Source organism: Pseudomonas sp. GM74 (assembly GCF_000282455.1).
GTDB lineage: Bacteria > Pseudomonadota > Gammaproteobacteria > Pseudomonadales > Pseudomonadaceae > Aquipseudomonas.
The window spans coordinates 1-17,432 of record NZ_AKJG01000073.1; the positions used below are offsets into that span (position 1 = coordinate 1).

15 protein-coding genes are annotated in these 17,432 nt (G+C 59.6%); 4 read left to right on the top strand and 11 right to left on the bottom strand.

Features of this window, described 5'->3' with window-relative positions; genetic code table 11:
* The 10 genes from PMI34_RS12480 to PMI34_RS12440 all read right to left on the bottom strand — a co-directional run.
* Positions 1-1,984, bottom strand: a 1,984-nt coding sequence (locus tag PMI34_RS12480; protein WP_008050566.1) for a DUF5801 repeats-in-toxin domain-containing protein, incomplete at its 3' end; no start/stop codon positions are given.
* 193 nt (positions 1,985-2,177) lie between these two features.
* Positions 2,178-3,071, bottom strand: coding sequence for a LysR family transcriptional regulator (locus PMI34_RS12475; protein ID WP_008050567.1), 894 nt, complete (start codon positions 3,069-3,071; stop codon positions 2,178-2,180).
* Positions 3,072-3,152: 81 nt separating this feature from the next.
* On the bottom strand, positions 3,153-4,208 hold the full coding sequence (locus tag PMI34_RS12470; RefSeq protein ID WP_008050569.1) for an alpha/beta hydrolase: 1,056 nt from the start codon (positions 4,206-4,208) through the stop codon (positions 3,153-3,155).
* A 53-nt stretch (positions 4,209-4,261) separates the two neighbouring features.
* A complete protein-coding gene (locus PMI34_RS12465) occupies positions 4,262-5,332 on the bottom strand; it encodes an alpha/beta hydrolase (protein ID WP_008050570.1) in 1,071 nt (356 codons plus the stop codon).
* Between the two features lie 2 nt (positions 5,333-5,334).
* Positions 5,335-6,120, bottom strand: coding sequence for a carboxymuconolactone decarboxylase family protein (locus PMI34_RS12460; RefSeq protein WP_008050573.1), 786 nt, complete (start codon positions 6,118-6,120; stop codon positions 5,335-5,337).
* A 75-nt stretch (positions 6,121-6,195) separates the two neighbouring features.
* Positions 6,196-6,687 (bottom strand): (R)-mandelonitrile lyase, encoded by a 492-nt coding sequence (locus tag PMI34_RS12455; RefSeq protein ID WP_008050574.1) that lies wholly within the window; start codon positions 6,685-6,687, stop codon positions 6,196-6,198.
* Between the two features lie 352 nt (positions 6,688-7,039).
* Positions 7,040-8,779 carry a dipeptidase gene (locus tag PMI34_RS12450; RefSeq protein WP_008050575.1) on the bottom strand — a complete coding sequence of 580 codons (1,740 nt, stop codon included), beginning with the start codon at positions 8,777-8,779 and terminating at the stop codon, positions 7,040-7,042.
* Between the two features lie 160 nt (positions 8,780-8,939).
* On the bottom strand, positions 8,940-9,245 hold the full coding sequence (locus PMI34_RS28195) for a hypothetical protein (RefSeq protein ID WP_008050576.1): 306 nt from the start codon (positions 9,243-9,245) through the stop codon (positions 8,940-8,942).
* Positions 9,246-9,411: 166 nt separating this feature from the next.
* Positions 9,412-10,626, bottom strand: coding sequence for a sodium/glutamate symporter (gene gltS, locus PMI34_RS12445; RefSeq protein ID WP_008050577.1), 1,215 nt, complete (start codon positions 10,624-10,626; stop codon positions 9,412-9,414).
* 224 nt (positions 10,627-10,850) lie between these two features.
* Entirely contained in the window at positions 10,851-11,411 is a 561-nt protein-coding gene (locus PMI34_RS12440) for a YSC84-related protein (RefSeq protein WP_008050579.1), read from the bottom strand.
* Positions 11,412-12,349: 938 nt separating this feature from the next.
* Between PMI34_RS12440 and nirB the strand changes: the two genes are divergently transcribed.
* The 4 genes from nirB (at position 12,350) to PMI34_RS12420 (ending at position 16,447) form a co-directional block, all read left to right on the top strand.
* Positions 12,350-14,911, top strand: a complete 2,562-nt coding sequence (gene nirB, locus PMI34_RS12435) for a nitrite reductase large subunit NirB (protein ID WP_032829707.1) — start codon at positions 12,350-12,352, stop codon at positions 14,909-14,911.
* A complete protein-coding gene (nirD, locus tag PMI34_RS12430; RefSeq protein WP_008050582.1) occupies positions 14,911-15,297 on the top strand; it encodes a nitrite reductase small subunit NirD in 387 nt (128 codons plus the stop codon). The genes nirB and nirD overlap by 1 nt, the downstream gene beginning before the upstream one ends.
* Before the next feature lie 101 nt (positions 15,298-15,398).
* Entirely contained in the window at positions 15,399-15,839 is a 441-nt protein-coding gene (locus PMI34_RS12425) for a CBS domain-containing protein (RefSeq protein WP_008050583.1), read from the top strand.
* An 86-nt stretch (positions 15,840-15,925) separates the two neighbouring features.
* Positions 15,926-16,447 carry a DUF3016 domain-containing protein gene (locus PMI34_RS12420; protein ID WP_008050584.1) on the top strand — a complete coding sequence of 174 codons (522 nt, stop codon included), beginning with the start codon at positions 15,926-15,928 and terminating at the stop codon, positions 16,445-16,447.
* Positions 16,448-16,513: 66 nt separating this feature from the next.
* Here PMI34_RS12420 and PMI34_RS12415 read toward each other — a convergent pair whose 3' ends face one another.
* Positions 16,514-17,410, bottom strand: coding sequence for a serine hydrolase domain-containing protein (locus PMI34_RS12415; protein WP_008050585.1), 897 nt, complete (start codon positions 17,408-17,410; stop codon positions 16,514-16,516).
* Positions 17,411-17,432 lie beyond the last annotated feature (22 nt).

Consider the following 17,432-nt stretch of genomic DNA (forward strand, 5'->3'; position numbering starts at 1 on the left):
TCGGTTCCACGCCGGTGGTGGTGATGCTCGCCCCGTCGTCCTTGAACACCAGGTTCTGCCCGATGTTCAGCGTCGCCGGGGCGCTGTCGCCGTCCCCATCGGTAATGGTCGCGGTCAGCGTCACCAGGTCGTCCGAGGTCAAACTCGTCGAGTCATCCGGATTGGTTGGGTCGGGATGCACCACGGCGCGGAGCTGGTCGAGCGTGACGTTGCCATTGGCGGCCACGCTGACGGTGAACACCAGCAGGTTATCTGTGGCCGTACGCCCTTCGACCACCGCACCATTGAGCGACAGGTTCACCACCTCGCCCGTGGCCGTGTCGATCAGTCCGGAAGCTCCCGCCACCACGCCCAGCGCATAGGTCAGCGTGCCGGCACCATCAGCGCCAAACGCCGAGCTGAAGTTGGCGGCAAAGCTCTGGGTATCGTTGGTCGCCAGCAGCGTTTCGTCCACCGTCAGCGTCGGCTCCGTGCCGGTGGTGCTGATGCTCGGTCCGTCGTCGTCGAAGATCATCCGGGAGCCGATTTCGGTGGTCGTAACAGAGGCTTTGACCAGCGTGAAACCACCGATATCAAAGTCGGCGTGGTCATTGCCCCTGGCATTGACAGCCGCGCCGTTCTCGACGAGCACGCGGTTGTGATCCGACGTAGTGGTGTACTCAATCTGGTAGCCGGCTTTGACGCCGGTGATGGTTGCAACCCCCGCAGCAGTAAAGCTGATGGAAATGGCCGGATCATTCACCGAGCCGTCTGAATTCTCTATCACCAGCCCGGTGCTATTGTTGACGACGCGAACATTGGTGATGGCCACCGACGCATCATTGCCATACCCATTGATGAAATTCGCGCCAGGTTCAGCAGCGGTGCTGAATGCGCTGACTCTTACGATAGCGCTCTTGCCGCTTTGCAATTGCACAACGTCGAAATTGGCCGACATCGTGTTGTAGACGTCGGTAAAGTCGACGTTGGATTCAAGATCGGCTTCGTTCTGGTCCAGGTTGGGGACGGTCACATTCTGCCTGGCACCGGTGACGAACGAAAAGCGGATGCCCTCTTGCTCCACAATCATCTGATTGTTGGTGCCGAAGGTGGTCGGGCCACCGGCCTGGCTGGTATTGATCGTGTCGCCAGTGTTTATGTTGACGCCGCTCGACTGGTCTGCGGGGTCCTTGCCGGTGGCGATGATGGTGGGATCCGTGATCCGCAACACACCGCCGTCATCGACAACGTTCGGGTTCGCCTTCGTGAACATCAGGAACAGGTTCTGACCGGAGGGCGCATTGGCCAGGCTGAATACCAGATCCTCACTGGCGCCGATGAAAACCTTGTCCAGCAGATTGAGCGAGTCATCGGCGTTCGTCATATCGGGATGCTTGAGCGGCTGGTACTCCACGGTCCAGATCTTACCGCCCGTGACCGGCGAACCGGTTTCTTCAATGTAGGCCGCGAACACGATCGCACCGGCAGGACCCCCGGCTCGACCCAGAACGATGTTGTTGTCGTTCGTATCGGTATAGAGAAGGATGCTGGTGCCATCGAGGGTATCGAGCCCGCTGTCCAGGCCATTGAGCGGTGCACCTGAGCTGTCGGTGAAGCTGATATCGGTAATGCTTCCTCCGGGCGCGGCGGTGACGGTGAATGCATCGCTGCCCGTATTGTCCGCGGCACCGGTATAGCCGCTCAAGGCCGCACCCGTGGCGGTGCCTGCCCCAAGTCCGGTCAAACGCTCTGCGAATGTCGTGGGCAGGGATGCCAGCAGAATGTCGTTGTCGTCAGCATCCCCCGCAGGGGTTGGCGTGGTAGTGGCGTTCTGCAATCCCGCCGTTTCGTCCAGGGTCACATTCTCGCCGGTCGCCACGACGCCCAATGCGCTGGCTGTAACCGACGTTGTCACCAATGACTCGTTGATGTCAGTGGCGAGGGGTTGGGTGAATAGAGCGAACTGATCGTTCGATGACGATGAGTTTTTTTTCTGAGTAGCCATGACGTTCTCCAAAGCAGTTGCAGTCACCAAGGTCGGACCGCGGACCTTTTTCTGGTACATGCCACAACTATGGATAAACGCCGGGCGATACACATCGGCCGATACTCCCAGGCGGGGTGGGAGATTCAGACTACCGGGAGGGGGAGACGGGATGACGCGAAGGAACGGAACCGCATATTCCGCTTGTGACGACTCAGTGCTTGTAACGCAGCGCGTCCACCACTACGCCAAATGCTGAAGAGTGTTCACGGCGATTGGGGTAGTAAAGGTGGTAACCGGCAAAAGGCTGGCACCAGTCTTCGAGTACCCGCACAAGGCTACCGTCGGCAAGCTCCCTGGCGACCATATCTTCTGGGAGAAAACCCAAGCCGCATCCCGCGACGGCAGCGCGCAGGATCGGCACGCTGCTATTGAACGTCCATTGCCCTTCGACGCGTGCCTTGAGTTCGTGACCGTCCTTTTCGAAATCCCATTGCATCAGGCTCCCGTGGGTGGGCAGGCGCAAATTGATGCAGTTCTGGGTGGCCAGATCCCTTGGCTCTTTCGGAATTGGCCGCTGTTTGAAGTATTCGGGAGACCCCACTACGGCGATGCGCAACGGGGGGCCGATCGGTACGGCGATCATGTCCTTGGCCACCTGGTCGCCCAGGCGCACGCCTGCGTCGTAACGCTGGGCGACGATGTCGGAGAGGGCGTAGTCGACGGTGATTTCGACCTTGATGTCCGGGTAGTCGGGAAGCACCTTCAACAGCTTGGGCCAAAGGATGTTGTTCGCCGCGTGTTCGGATGCTTGAATCCGCACGTTGCCTGCCGGGGTATCGCGAAACGCGCTGACCGCGGCCAGTTCAAGTTCGATTTCGTCGAAGCGCGGCGCCATGGACTGGTACAGCCGTTGACCGGCCTCGGTAGGGGATACGCTGCGGGTGGTTCGGGTCAGCAGGCGAACGCCGAGCCTGGTTTCGAGGGCGCGCATGGTGTGGCTCAGCGCGGACTGCGAGACGCCTAGCTGTGCGGCAGCGCGAGTGAAGCTGCCTTCGCGGGTGATGACCACGAAGGCTTGCAGATCGTTGAGGTTGGCGCGGGACATTGATGAAAACCTCTCATGCGGAGCGCGGGATTATTCCATGTAATCAGGTTTCACATGGATGCGCGATCCCCAACGAGCCAGTCACAAGGTTCTGGCGTAGAACGGCGTCAACTTGCCGAGAGCTGCGTCCACATACTTGGGAACCCAGTAGGTTTCGATGTGCGTTGCGCCGTCGATGATGAACAACTCCTTGTCTTTCGTGCCGGTGGCCTTGGGGAACGCATCCTGGGTCATGTACAGGCTGTCGGCCTTGCTGCCGGCGATCATCAGCAACGGCTGATTGATCAGTTCGATCTGGTGGGTGGCGTCGAAACGCATCAGGTCCAGCAGGCTGCTGGTGGTGTATTTGAAGGTCGAGTCAGGGTGCGCGTGCGTCTTCCAGTAGTACTCGTAACCCTGGCGATACAAGGCGAACTGCAGTTTGGCGATCTGCTCGTCGGTGAGGTTGGCATCACCGGAATAGAGCACCTCGCCGCCGGCCGCTTCCTGGGCGCGGGCAGCGGAAGCCTGTTGCAGGCGTTGCTCGATAGTGTCCAGTTGCGAGTCGTTGTAGCCGTTGCGACGCACTCGGCCTGAGTTGAACATGCTCACGGTCGCCACCGACTTGAATCGCTTGTCGGTTTGCGCGGCTGCCAACGAGTAGCCACCGCCACCGCAGATGCCGAGCAAGCCCAGACGCTTGTCGTCGACGCCAGCATACTGAGTGATGAAGTCCGCCATGCCGTGGATATCCTCGATACGATACGCCGGCTTGTCGATGCTGCGCGGTTGTCCGCCACTTGCGCCTTGATACGCGGCATCGGCGGTGATCGTGATGTAGCCTTGTTCAGCAAGTCGCTGGGCATAAAGACCGGCGACTTGCTCTTTCACGCCGCCGTTCGGGTGCGCCACTACCACCGTCGGGTAGACCTTCTTCGCATCGTAGTTGGCAGGGGTGTAGACGTTGGCAGCGATGTCCAGGCCATTGAGCTTGTAGCTGACCGGGTGGATGTTGACCTTGCCGGGCTCGTTCTTGGTAATTGCACCGTCGTAAGCCAGGGTGAACGGGTTCTTTTTGTAGTCGGCGGCACCGGCTTCGCCGGCAGACATACCGACCATGGCGGCCATCAGCGAGGCTTTCAGAAGGGGGTTTCTCATCAGAGTCTCCGGAGCATTGAAAAGGGGGCGTTTGAAAAAGTGTTCTGTAGCCGTCAATCCAGATGTTTTTCTGTCAGAAACCCGGACACCAGGTCCGCGATCTGCACGTTGTTCAAGTCCGACATGGGGAAGTGGGTGTTGCCCTTGATGCCAATCTCCGGCAGGTGAATCAGCCTCACGTCACCGCCGTGCCGGTTGACGGCGTCACGCCAAAGCCGAGCCATGGTGAGGCGGGCGCGCCAACTGTCCTGGGCGGGCAGGTCGACGGCCTGCTCCGGGATGTTGTCGCCGTAGAGGATCAGGATCGGAATGCGCGTGAGCGCCATGAACTGATCCATCGGCACCGCTGCGCCTTGCACGGTGTCGAACGCGCTGGGAATCGGCGCGGGTACTTCACCCTGCGCGAAGACGAAGCTGCTGCCCGGCTCGAAAGCCACGATGGCCTTTACCTTGTTGTTCTTGATCGCCGTCAACCAGCCCGGTCCGCCACCCTGCGAGTGAGTGAACAGGATGCCGGGGCCGATTTTGTCGAACACCGCCGACACGCCATCGGAGACCACGCCCATGTCGAACGGCCCGGTGTTCGGCGTCATCGCACGGAAGAACTGGTCGCGGGTTTGCGCATCCCGGGCAACCTGCACACCCTCGAAATAGTCGGGCCACAGGCCGATGCGGAACTGGTTGAACCAGAGCTGCTCGTCCGGGACAGGCTTGACCGTTGCCTCGACCATGCTGCGCCCGGCATTGCCACGACGCGGCTGGTCGATCAGATACACGCCGTACTGGCGACGCAGAAAGATGTTCTGGAAGCCTTCGCGGCCATCCGCGGTGGTTTCCCAGGTCTTGGAGAACTGGCCTGCGCCGTGCCACATGACGATGGGCAGTTTTCGCGCATCGACCGGGATCTGGTAGAAGGTGTAGGCATGGTCGCCGTGGTAGGTCTGTCCATCGGGTGTCATGGGCTTGCGTGGGTTGAACGATCCCGGTGCGGTGGTCATCGTCCCGCCGGCGGCGAAGCTGCCTTGCTCCTGAATCATCAAGGGAGCAGCGGCATTGGCATGGCTTGCAGCGGCGGCAAGCGCGCTCAGCAGGGCAACGCCCAGCAGGTTTTTTCCAGTCTTCATGTTCAACCTCCTGAGGCAGCAAGTGCCTGTGCCAGGGCTGTGCCTGCACGTTTGGCGGATTGTTCATCGCCGTGCGTGTCCAGTACCTCGATGACCTTGCGCAATTGCTCCACGCTCAACCCAACCCGCAGGCTCGCCCGCATGTGCGAGCGCAATTGCGATTCCACACCCGGCGTTGCGGCCAGCGCGCCGACGGTCGCCAGCTCCCGGCTTTGCCAGTCGAGGTTGTCGCGCTCGAAGATGTCGCCGAACAGGTGGGTTTGCAGAAACTGGTTGATGACCGGGGCGAAATCGAACACCGGCCCCTTGACCGGGCCACCCGAGATACGGGTTTGATTGGCCGTTCCCGCCGCGAGCAACGTCTCGCCGGTTGCAATGGCACGGCTGGGTTCGCGTCCAGGCGCATCTTGGATGCCACGTTGTTGGCGCGCTTGCACCACCGTCATCAGTTCATTCAACGCATTGAGGCTGCGGGGGAAGCCGACATAGGCGTAGAGCTGCACCAGGATTTCCTTGGTCTCGCTGACCGTCAGGCCGGCGTCCAGGCCTTGGTTCAAGGCAGCGTTGAGCCTGGGCATGTCACTGGTCGCCATGAACGCTGCGATCAGTGGAATGGCCTGTTGCCTGGCCGACAGCGCTTGGGCTGCAGGTTGTGTGCTGGTCATGGGTTGCGATGCCTCGGCTTTCCGGGTGGCAACATCCGACACCAACCCAAGGCCCAGGCACAGGGCTATGAGCGTGGGGAGGGGGCCGGTCTTGCGATGTGCGATCGGTGTGTCAGTGGTCATTGTGGAAGGCTCCATCCATTGCTCATCACTGCCTTGCGGGCGGTGTTCGGGTGAGGTTTGATCTACAACAAACAGCTACATGCCCTGCGCGGGCGATTGACCTTCGTACTGCGCATCCGAAACATTTTCCGCCCAGGTGACAGCCTTGCCGTCCACGGCTTCGGCGATGGCGATGTGAGTCATTCCGTTGGTGGCCGTCGCGCCATGCCAGTGACGTGTTTGCGGCGGGATCCAGACAATGTCGCCCGGACGGATTTCCTGACGTGGACCATTCTCTTGCTGCACATAACCGACCCCGGCAGTGACGATCAGTGTTTGCCCCAGCGGATGGGTATGCCACGCCGTGCGCGCGCCAGGCTCGAAGGTCACCGTGCCACCGCCGATGCGGGCAGGGGAATCACCCTTGAACAGGCCATCAACCTGAACCGTACCGGTGAAGTTTTCTGCAGCGCCCGTGACGGAGGGCTGGGAGCCGGCGTGGGTGATGCGGATCTCATTGGAGGACTGGGCGCAGGCTTCCCCGGCCATGAGCGATAAGGCCACCAATGGGGCGATCAAGGGATTCATCAATGTTGCTCCTACACGACGGGAGGCGCGGTTTCACCCAAAACTCCCGCTTTTGATGGTCTGGCTGCACGTCAGTGATGTCGGCTGGGTGCAGGACCGCAGGGGAAACAGTAAGCGAGCTAACGGATGAGCACTAGACGGGTAAATCGGCAAGGGTTCATGAGGTTTATTCATCAATCTGTGTAGGAGCGAGCTTGCTCGCGATGGAGGTCAACGATGACGCGGGAAACCAGACTTGTCGCGGCGTCCTCTGGCTTTTCGCGAGCAAGCTCGCACCTGCAAGGGCCGGCATGTGATTTGAGAGTGGGAGTGAAGGCAAAGGACCCGCCAGGGCGGCGGGTCCGAAGGGGGATCACAGTTTCGGCAATTGCCCGATGCGGCCCATCATTTCGGTCACGATCTGCAAGTCCAGCAGGAACTGCTCTGTGGTCTTGAACTCGTTGTCGTTGTGACCGGTGTATTTGACGTTCGGCATGGCCAGGCCGAACTGCACGCCGTTGGGCAGTTCATGCACGGAGGTGGCGCCGGCGGAGGTGCCGAACTTGTGTTCCATGCCGAGGTTTTCGCTGGCCACCGCAAGCAGGGCCTTGACCCATTCACCCTCGGGGTTGCGGTACATCGGTTCGGCAATCGACAGGTCGAAGGTCGGTGTGATGCGGGTCTTCTTGCTCCAGGCGTCCAGTTTTGCGGAGATTTCGGACTTGAGCACTTGCGGTGTCTTGCCCTTCGGCACGCGCAGGTTGACCGCGAGCTTGAAGACCTTGTCATCCATCCCGACATAGGTCAGGGACGTGGTCAGCGGGCCCATGAACTCATCGGCAAAGCCGACCCCCAACTTGCCACCCAGGTAGTCGAGCCCCCAGTTGTCGGCGGCGTAGCGGGCGGCGTCTGTGATCTGGTTGTGCTTGAGCGCGACCTTGCCGTCCAGGCCATTGATGAAGTCGAGCATCCTGGCCACCGGGTTGACGCCGGACTCGGGCTCCGAGGAGTGGGCGGACACACCGGTGACCGTCAGTTTGACGTCCTTGCCGTCGACCTTGGCGGCGACCTCGAAGTTGCCACCGTTACGTTTGACATATTCGGTGCCGGCCTTTTGCAGGCTGGCGGCCAGTTCGGCGGGCTTGTCGGTCACCAGGGTCGCGACCGATGTCGACGGAATCTGGTTGGTGGCCAGGCCGCCGGTCATCGAGGTGATTTCTGCACCTTTGCCTTGTGCGGCGCGCTTGGCGAAGCTGGCCATGACCGTGCCGTAGCCTTTCTCGGCGATCACCACCGGGTAGCCGCCATCCAGCGCCAGGTTGTAGTTGGGTGTGGGGTTGCGTTCGAAGTAGTAGGGGATGGCGTCGCCCGTGGTCTCTTCGGTGGTGTCGACCAGCAGCTTGAAGTTGCGGGCCAGCGGCAGCTTCTCTTCCTTGATGATCTTCATGGCGTAGAGCGCCACCACGATGCCGTTCTTGTCATCCTCGGTGCCACGGCCATACATGCGATCGCCGATCAGGGTGACCTTGAACGGGTCGAGGCGGGTGCCGTCCTGCAGCACCCAGTTTTCCGGCGTCACCGGCACCACATCGGCATGGGCGTGGATGCCCACGACTTCATCGCCGCTGCCTTCCAGGGAGATCTCGTAGACGCGGTTGTCGATGTTGCGAAAGTTCAGGTTGAACGCCTGGGCCAGGCCCTTGATCTTCTCGGCAATCTTGATGAATTCGGGGTTGTCGTGCTGGGCCACGCCGTCCACGTTCACGGTAGGAATGGCCACCAGCTCCTTCAAGGATTCGGTGGCCGCGCTGCCGTATTTCACCCGGGCATAGAGGCCAAGCAAACGATGGATTTCGTTTTGCTGCTCAGCGGTAAGCGTCTTGTTGTCGAGGAAGGCGCTGATGGCCGGACCGAGGTCGTCGGTCCTGGCGATATCGCTCTTGGCCAGGCTTCCCAGGAACTGCCTGAAATCCTTGACCGACGCATCACTGAAGGTCTTGAGGATGATAGCGCTCTGTTGCGGGGTGATGTTGGCGTGGGCTGCGGTGGTGAACGACGAAAGGCTGGCGAGCATCAGGGTGGTCGCAGCCAGGTGCTTGAGGGAAAAATCCATTGCTGGGGGCATTCCTTTGCAGACGGTTTGTAGGAAATATCTGATCGGTCGATCAGAAAGTTTTCAAAACTAACACCGCGAGCGTGTGAAACGGGAGCCCCTGAAGTGGGATCTGTCGCACAGAAATGTAAAAGCGGCGCAGAAATGAAAAACCGCTCCATCAATGCTTGCATTCCGCCATTACCACTTTGCAGGTACTTGGCGTGCCGCCGGAGCGGCCGGAATAGCGTATGCAATTACTCAGGGATTTCTGGCGAGCCATGTCCAGGGTGTCGCCCCAGGCGAGGCCACCTTCGCCGACAGTGGGTAGGGCTTTTGCATAGCAGACCGAGCCGGTGCCGGTGCCGGGGGGTGAATACCGAGCCGTGCCGGCTTTGCCTGAACAGCCGGCTATCAGCGCCAGATCGACGGCGAGCAGGGATAGCAGGATCCATGACGACCATGGGCGCGCAGTGTGTCCCGTCATCCCGGTTCCCCTGTAGCAAGAGGCGCATTTGAGTTCGTACCTGGCCGGATCAGGGCTGGGGCACACTCTTACTCTGAGCCTATCCTTGCGGCATCGATCCTGCTGCTCCTTTCGTCCGCTTTCATGAGTTCAGTGTGTCTGGCGTCCGACAGTCGGGCCGAGGTCGCTACAGACCACTGAACATGCTGATGATCACGGCATTGACCAGGTCAATGAAAAAGCCGCACACCAGCGGTACGATCAGGAAGGCCTGGTGCGCCGCGCCGTACTTTTGCGTCACGGTCGACATGTTGACGATGGCCGTCGCCGTGGAGCCGAGGGCAATCCCGCCGAACCCGGAAGCGATCACGCTGGCTTCGTAGTTGCGCCCCATAAAGCGGAAGACCACAAAATACGTATAGGCGACCGTCAGCAGGATTTGCAGGGTCAACGCGCACAGAATGAACATCAACGCGCCGTTGAGCTGCCATAGCTGAAGCCCCATCAGGGCCATGGTCAAGAACATGCCCAGGCAGATATCGGAGATCAGCGACAGGCCCAGGCTGGCACCGCTCCAGGTTTTCAGTCGCTGGTCACCGACAAAGGCCAGCACGAGGTGGTGGATGACGATGCCCGCGAACAGGCAGCTGACAAATTTGGGCAGGGTGATGCCGGCATCGACCAGCAGCAGGTTGAGTCCATAGCCGAGCATCAGGGTCAGGTTGAGCCACATCCAGGCCCAGAGCACGTCGTAGTAGTCCAGCGTCTTGCCCGGTTGTTGCTCGAGAATGCCGACTTCCAGCTCCGCATCCCCGGACGGCGTCAGTTGATAACGGCGAATCAGCTGGTTGGCGATAGGGCCGCCGATGACGCAAGCGGCAATCAGGCCGACAGTGTTGCTGGCGATGCCCAGTTCGTGGGCGTTACCGATGCCCAGTTTTTCGACGAAAAGCGGTGCCCAGGCCAGGGTGGTGCCCACCCCACCGGTGAGGGAAATGGAACCCACCATCAAGCCTGCCTTGGGATCAAGCCCAAACGCCTGGGCCACACCCATGCCCAGGGAGTTCTGCAACAGGATGAACACGGCGGCGAGTAACAGCAGGATCAGTAGCGGGCGCCCACCCTTGAGCAATTGGCGCATGTCCGACTTCAAGCCAATGCCGGCAAAGAAATAGAGCAGCAGGGTGTCGCGAACTTGCAGATCGAATTCGATCTGGATATTCAGGCCGAAGTACAGCAAGGACGTCACCGCCGCACAGACGAAGCCGCCGACCACCGACTCGGGGATACAGTATTGACGCAGAAAGGTGTTGTGCTGGACGAGGGTCTTGCCGAGGAATAGCAGGAGGATGGCAAGGGTAAAACTCACGAGGCCGTGAACCTGAAAGAGCTGTGAAGTCATTTAAGGCCTACCTAAAAACTGGAAAATCATTATCAGGATTCGCTCGTTCAATGTTTAGACCTGTATCAATGAACGGTCGAAACAGCCTTGCTCGTCCAGATGGCTTCCCAATCATCAGGTGCGTCTGTGCGCCAGGGGTGAGGACAGCCTAGCCTAAACGGAAAAACCCATCCGGTTTAGCACAGGCCGCCATCACGCTCCCGATGGCCAGTCAGACGGTGACTTCAGCGCTTGATCAGAGAAATCTTCGTTCCCTCGATACTGATCCCCGCCATTAATCCTTGCTGGTCGAAGATGAATGCGTAGGCGTCGTCTTTGAGCGTCGAGCTGGACAGGTTCTTCGCAACCCCTTCATCCACCACGACAACCGTTGGCCCCACACCGATTTCCCAGCCCTTGGTTTTGGCGACATAGTCCACGGCTTTGTCGGTCATCAGGAAAACCGCATAGCCGTACGACTGGGCGCCGGCCTGCAGCCCCCATGAACCGCTGACGGAGTTGTAGTAGTTCTCGACTTTCGTGCCCTTCATCAAGACGCCTTCACCATAGCTGCCGCCGAACACTAGTCCCGCCTTGATGATGTTCGGGAAAACCAGCACAGCCTTGGCTTGGTGCGAGATGGTTTCGGAAAATGGATGGGTCTTGTAGAGCGTTTGCAACGCTTGTCGAGCGTCGGTATTCAGATCCTCGGCGGTGGCCGCTGCGGCATTGTTCAGGAAACCGGCCGATGCCAATGTTGCAATCGCGAGGAAGAACGAGAGGAAGAAGCGCATTGATTGGGTCATTTGCGTACTCCGCTGAGGGAGCATGGGATAAGAGCAGCGGCAAGTGCCTGCATCAGGCAGGAATCGAACCCACTGAGGTTATCCGACGCACCCTGAAATGTGTGAATTGCAGGCATCGCTTGTGAGTGAAACCGGCCACTGGGCCACTGATCAATTGCGCTGCCATCAGCTGTTGTGACCACGGCGTAATGACCGGGTTCGCTGTCAGTTCCGCTTCTGGCCGCCAGTTTCATCTTGCGAAGGATTGAAATGGGTTCCTCACGCGCTCAATGCAGGCAGCAAAAGGCCCGCGCAATGGCGGGCCTTCTGTTTGGGGTCAAATCCTTTTGTGCTTCCAATCTGCGCCCCGACTTGTGAGCGTTTCGTGAAAAGCATGTCGTAGCAATGAAAAAAGCCTGGCGTCCGTCGGACTCTCTGTAGATGGGCCAAATCCTTTTGGCTGATCCCATTGTGATGGGTAGATGTGACGACGACATGACAGGGCTGGCAGGAAAAGCGGACCGCTGTCAGCAACAGGCTTGAGTTCCAACGAGCTGTGGAATCGAACGGTCCATGCACTTTTATAAAGCGCCATGGGCAACAACGTGCACCAGTCGGAAGCGCCGCAAAACGCTTTCGCCTGCGTCAGTTCCAGCGTCGTGACAATCCCCCCAGGCTCAAGAGTCAGTGTTTCCAGATAGTTGAAGTCTCTCTGTCGCAGGCTGGCACAAAGGCTGCAAGGTTGACATCAGGTCCACCTGGAACGCATTTGTGTGGACAGCCCCCTCGGTCAACGACGATCGATTGGCCGGACAGGTCGTGGGCAACATCGGTGGATCAGGCATAGATGCCTGGTTTCAACACCGCAAAAGAACAGGCAAAGACGCCTGGAACCGCAAGGTTTCAGGCGTTTTTTTTTTGCTTTCAAAACCGTGATGGGCTCGGGCTGGGTGCTTTCTATGAATTCCAATGTTGCCACGTTGAACAAGATGCAAACGCTGATCGTGATCGGTAATGGCATGGTCGGACATCATTGTGTCGAACAGTTGATCGAGCGGGGGGCGCTTGACCAATACCGGCTGCACGTCTTCAGTGAGGAGCCGATGCGTGCCTATGACCGTGTGCATCTTTCCGAGTACTTCTGCGGTCGTGATGCCGAGTCGCTGGCGCTGTCCGATGCGTCGCTGTACCAGACGCCCGGCGTTACGCTGCATTTGGGTGTGCCGGTATTGGAGATCGACCGCGTCCGTCGCCAGGTGGTCACTTCGCAAGGTTGCGTCACGTATGACAAATTGGTCCTGGCCACCGGGTCTTATCCGTTCGTTCCGCCAATCGAAGGCGCCGAAGGTGAATCGCGCCTGGTCTATCGCACCCTGGAAGACCTCGATGCCATTCGGGCAGCCGCGACCAATGCCCGGCGCGGCGTGGTGGTCGGCGGTGGCTTGCTGGGGCTGGAAGCGGCGAACGCGTTGAAGAGCCTGGGCCTTGAAGCCCACGTGGTGGAATTCGCGCCGCGCTTGATGCCGGTACAACTCGATGACCTCGGTGGCCAGGCGCTCAAGGCGCAGATCGAACGATTGGGCGTCGGTGTACACCTGTCCCGCGCCACTCAATCGATCAGTGCGGGCGAGCAGTACCGCTATCGCATGAATTTCGCCAATGACGAATTCCTCGAAACCGACCTGATCGTGTTTTCCGCCGGTATCCGCGCTCAGGACGCGCTGGCTCGCCAATGCGCGCTGGAGATCGGTCCGCGCGGTGGCGTGGTGATCGACGACACGTGCCTCAGTTGCGACCCGAACATCTACGCCATCGGTGAGTGCGCTTCATGGAACGGCAGCCTGTTCGGCCTGGTCGCGCCGGGCTACCAGATGGCGCGTAGCGTCGCGACCCGTCTGTGCAACGAAGTCGCCGAGCCGTTCACCGGTGCCGACATGTCGACCAAGCTCAAGCTGCTGGGGGTGGATGTCGGCTCCATCGGCGACGCCCACGGCAACACCCCGGGCGCGCGCAGCTATCAATTCATCGACGAATCCAGCGCCAGCTATCGCCGCCTGGTGGTGGATGCAGGTGGCAAACACGTACTCGGTGCAGTGCTGGTCGGTGACAACAGCTACTACGACACCTTGCTGCAATACATGCAGAACGGCATCGCCTTGCCAGCAGAACCCGCCGGCCTGATTCTGCCGTCCTCCGAAGGCGCGCCGACCCTGGGCCCGGGGGCGCTGCCCGAATCGGCCACGGTGTGCTCCTGTCATAACGTCACCAAGGGTTCCATCTGTTCGGCCATCGACGGCGGCTGCACCGACCTGGGCCAACTCAAGTCGCAGACCAAGGCCTGCACAGGCTGCGGCGGTTGCGCCGGCCTGCTCAAGCAAGTGTTCGAGCATGAGTTGATTGCCCGTGGCGTCAGTGTCGACAAGAGCCTGTGCGAACACTTCACCTACACCCGCCAGGAGCTTTATGCGCTGGTACGTGTAGAGGGTGTGATCACCTTCGACGAGCTGTTGGCCAGGCATGGCCGTGGCCACACCGGTTGCGACGTCTGCAAACCGGCGGTGGGCTCGATCCTCGCGTCGTGCTGGAACCAGCCGATCATGGACACGTCGCTGGTGCCGTTGCAGGACACCAACGACACCTTCATGGCCAACATGCAGAAAAACGGCACCTACTCGGTGGTGCCACGCATCGCCGGGGGCGAGATCACCGCCGACAAGCTGATCGCGATTGGCGTGGTGGCAAAGAAATATGACCTCTACACCAAAATCACCGGCGGGCAGCGCATTGACCTGTTCGGCGCTCAATTGCATCAGTTGCCGGACATCTGGGCCGAACTGATTGCAGCGGGTTTCGAAACCGGACACGCCTATGGCAAATCGACCCGCACGGTGAAGTCCTGCGTCGGCAGCACCTGGTGCCGATACGGCGTACAGGACAGCGTGCAAATGGCCCTGACCCTTGAGGATCGCTACAAGGGCCTGCGCTCGCCGCACAAGCTCAAGTTCGCGGTCTCCGGTTGCACCCGTGAGTGCGCCGAGGCGCAGAGCAAGGACGTGGGCGTGATCGCCACCGAGAAAGGCTGGAACCTCTATGTGTGCGGTAACGGCGGCATGCGCCCACGCCACGCCGAACTGTTCGCCACTGACCTCGATGACGCCACCCTGATTCGCTACATCGACCGGTTCCTGATGTTCTACATCCGCACCGCCGACAAGTTGCAGCGCACCTCGGTCTGGCGCGAGAGCCTGGAGGGCGGCCTGGATTACCTCAAGGACGTGGTCATCAACGACAGCCTGGGGCTTGGCCTTGAACTCGAATCGCAGATGCAACTGGTGGTCAATCGCTACGAATGCGAATGGGCCAACGCCCTGAAAGACCCGGAAAAGCTCAAGCGCTTCCGCACCTTCGTCAACGATCAACGCCCGGATCCGGACATCCATTTTGTCCAGGAACGCGGTCAGCGGCGGCCGATCATGGCCTCTGAACTCCACCTTATCCCTGTCAATGAGGAGATTGTCTGATGAGCCAGTCCGATACCCAGCGCGCCTATTCCAGTTCGTCCCTGGTCAATCCCGATGCCTGGCAAGCGGTGTGCAGCCAGGAGGATCTGGTGAGTAACTCCGGTGTCGTCGTCTGGCTCGACGGTGCACAAGTGGCGCTGTTCTACCTGCCGGCTGCCGAGGGCAAGACCCTCTATGCCATCGATAATCATGACCCGCAATCCGGGGCGAATGTCATCGGTCGCGGGCTGATCGGCAGTATCAAGGGCGATCTGGTGATTGCCTCGCCACTCTACAAACAGCATTTCCGCCTTGAGGACGGCAGTTGCCTGGAATACCCGCAGCAGCGCCTGCGGGTCTGGCCGGTGCGGCTCAATGGAGGCCAGGTGGAGGTCGCGGTGGCCTGACCACATGGATTTCGACGGGGTCTGAACGCTCATTCAATCAATGATTCATGCCTGGCTCCGGCGGAGTCGATGATCAATGACAAACAGTATCGGAGGCTTGTATGAAAACAGCTGCGCAACTGCTCAAGCTCAAGGCCGTGCAGAACCGTCGGGTGCATAGCATCGCGCCAGACCAGACGGTGCTAGACGCGTTGAGAATGATGGCGGAAAAAAATGTCGGTGCCCTACCGGTCATGGAGGAGGGGCAGGTGGTCGGCGTTATCAGCGAACGCGACTATGCGCGCAAGGTCGTTCTGCAGGGGCGCTCCTCGGTCGGTACGCCGGTCCGGGCCATCATGAGCGCGCCGGTCGTGACAGCAGACAGTCAGCAGAGCATCGAGCGTTGCATGGCGGTCATGACCGACAGTCATCTGCGCCATCTACCGGTGGTGGAGGGCGACCAACTGATCGGCCTGTTGTCGATTGGTGATCTGGTCAAAGAAGCCATCGTCGAGCAGACCGAGCTGATTCGGCAACTGGAACATTACATTCGCGGCCATTAAAACGACCGGGGCAGGGTGGATCACCTCCGGTGTAAACTAAACACGGTGCAGCATGCATTGAAAAACGCCGCACGTGGAGGTGAGCCATGCGCTCAATGACCGTTTACTCCTCGATCGCACTGCTGGTGCTATTTATGGTGCCACTTGCCACCGCAGCGACTTCGGTCGAAGTCGTCTTCAAGAACCCCGAAAAATTCAGCGATGCCAGCCTTGATAGTCCGGGCTATGAACGTGGTGCCGATCCTTATGTCATGAAAGAGCTGCGTAGCTACATCCAGAAACTTGGCGAGCGGTACCTGCCACCCGGTCAGCAGCTGCAAATTGAAATACGCAACATCGACCTGGCCGGTCGCTATGAACCCTGGAGGCTCAATGCCTATGAGGTGCGCTATATGCGCGACATCACCTGGCCGAGCATCGATCTACATTACGTGCTCAAACAAAACGGCCAGATCGTAAGCCAGGCCGACGCCAGGCTCATCGATCAGCTCTACCTCCAGCGCCCGGGGCGCGCCAACAGAAGTGACAGGCTCTACTCCGAGAAGGCCATGCTTTCGGACTGGTTCCACAGACAATTTGCCGGGCAACATCAGAGCGGGTTGAAGTGAACCCTCGCGAAAGGCAGCCTCCCAAAGCGGTCACTTGAAAAAGTATCAGGCAAGCCCTGACAGGACTCAGGCGCCTTCAGCACCCACTTGCAAGGCTTGCATCAATCTTCGAACGACGTGGGCTTCGACAGCGCCTTCACTGGCGCCCGTCTCAAAACCAGCGCAACAAGCTGATGCGTTGCCATCGCAGATACGGTAAACGGCAATGACACTGCCAGGCCCGCAGCCTGTGTGTCCGCATAGGGTAAAGCCACCTTCAATCTCGCCCTGCATCAAACCAAGGCCATATCCCGGTGTAATCCATGGGCGTCCTGGAATCGGGCCGCCCAATGTTTTTGCTGTCTGCATTTCCTGAAGCAAGCCTGGGGGGAGGAGGTGTCCGGCGAGAAGTCGATCCAGCAATAGCGCTGCTTGCGAAATTGGGCCGATCAGCAAGCCGTGATATACCCAGGCGGGGTCATAATTTGATGTGTTTCCAAGGTGGGAATCTTGTAAGTCTGCTCGCGCTTTAGCGAAGCGAACGCTCGACAGACCCAAAGGCATCAGTGCGCGTCGACTCACTGCCTCTTCAAGCGCCAGATCAGTCACCCGTTCAATAAGCCTGCCTATGAGAAAGTAACCAACATTCGAGTAACGCCATCCGGTTCCGGGGCTATATCGAAGCCGGGCACCATCAAGGCGTTGCATCATTTCAGCTGCCGACCAAGCTGCCTCGTTGTTAGCGACGGCGGCGTGATAATCCGCAAGTTCGCCATAATCGGCGAGGCCTGCCTCATGCCGCAGTAGCTGGCGCAACGTGAAAGGTTGGTCAAGGATCGGGTCATCCAGTCCGACCAGCCCATCCCGCACCAATGATAGGGCCGTCGCGGCCAAGGCTGTTTTCGTAAAGCTCCACCATGGGGCCATCAGTTCCGATCGGTCAGCCGTTAGTGACTGACCATTCAATACAAGTGTACTCAGCATTGACTTCCCTGGAATTTTGAAC

Bases quoted from the DNA above. Each gene is read 5' to 3' on its own strand.
- PMI34_RS12475 (WP_008050567.1), bottom strand. From the start codon at position 3,071: ATGTCCCGCGCCAACCTCAACGATCTGCAAGCCTTCGTGGTCATCACC.
- PMI34_RS12470 (WP_008050569.1), bottom strand. From the start codon at position 4,208: ATGAGAAACCCCCTTCTGAAAGCCTCGCTGATGGCCGCCATGGTCGGT.
- PMI34_RS12465 (WP_008050570.1), bottom strand. From the start codon at position 5,332: ATGAAGACTGGAAAAAACCTGCTGGGCGTTGCCCTGCTGAGCGCGCTT.
- PMI34_RS12460 (WP_008050573.1), bottom strand. From the start codon at position 6,120: ATGACCACTGACACACCGATCGCACATCGCAAGACCGGCCCCCTCCCC.
- PMI34_RS12455 (WP_008050574.1), bottom strand. From the start codon at position 6,687: ATGAATCCCTTGATCGCCCCATTGGTGGCCTTATCGCTCATGGCCGGG.
- PMI34_RS12450 (WP_008050575.1), bottom strand. From the start codon at position 8,779: ATGGATTTTTCCCTCAAGCACCTGGCTGCGACCACCCTGATGCTCGCC.
- PMI34_RS28195 (WP_008050576.1), bottom strand. From the start codon at position 9,245: ATGACGGGACACACTGCGCGCCCATGGTCGTCATGGATCCTGCTATCC.
- gltS (WP_008050577.1), bottom strand. From the start codon at position 10,626: ATGACTTCACAGCTCTTTCAGGTTCACGGCCTCGTGAGTTTTACCCTT.
- PMI34_RS12440 (WP_008050579.1), bottom strand. From the start codon at position 11,411: ATGACCCAATCAATGCGCTTCTTCCTCTCGTTCTTCCTCGCGATTGCA.
- nirB (WP_032829707.1), top strand. From the start codon at position 12,350: ATGAATTCCAATGTTGCCACGTTGAACAAGATGCAAACGCTGATCGTG.
- nirD (WP_008050582.1), top strand. From the start codon at position 14,911: ATGAGCCAGTCCGATACCCAGCGCGCCTATTCCAGTTCGTCCCTGGTC.
- PMI34_RS12425 (WP_008050583.1), top strand. From the start codon at position 15,399: ATGAAAACAGCTGCGCAACTGCTCAAGCTCAAGGCCGTGCAGAACCGT.
- PMI34_RS12420 (WP_008050584.1), top strand. From the start codon at position 15,926: ATGCGCTCAATGACCGTTTACTCCTCGATCGCACTGCTGGTGCTATTT.
- PMI34_RS12415 (WP_008050585.1), bottom strand. From the start codon at position 17,410: ATGCTGAGTACACTTGTATTGAATGGTCAGTCACTAACGGCTGACCGA.